Raw genomic sequence first — 222 nt, 5'->3', positions numbered from 1 at the left:
GCGAAAGGCCCAGATGGTCTTCGCGTCGGGCACCTTGTCGGTCAGACCGAGCCCGAGGAAGCGCATGAACGACAGCCGGTCATTGATCAGGAATTCGGCGCGGTCGTCGCTGAGATTGTTCTGCGCCTGGATGACGAGGATCTTGAACATCATCACAGGGTCGAAGGGCGGTCGGCCGCCCTTCGCGCCGTCGCCATAGGCGAGCGCCGCGTCTAGCTCGGG

Annotated in this window: 1 protein-coding gene; it reads right to left on the bottom strand. The window is 64.0% G+C overall.

Annotated features, from left to right (window positions below):
* Positions 1 to 222, bottom strand: a 222-nt coding sequence (locus tag QSJ97_RS24915) for a transposase (protein ID WP_285675200.1), incomplete at both ends; no start/stop codon positions are given.

The organism is Paralimibaculum aggregatum (assembly GCF_030270585.1).
Taxonomy (GTDB): domain Bacteria; phylum Pseudomonadota; class Alphaproteobacteria; order Rhodobacterales; family Rhodobacteraceae; genus Thermohalobaculum; species Thermohalobaculum aggregatum.
Note: the sequence above shows the minus strand (reverse complement) of the source record. Positions and strands in the feature narration are given on the sequence as shown.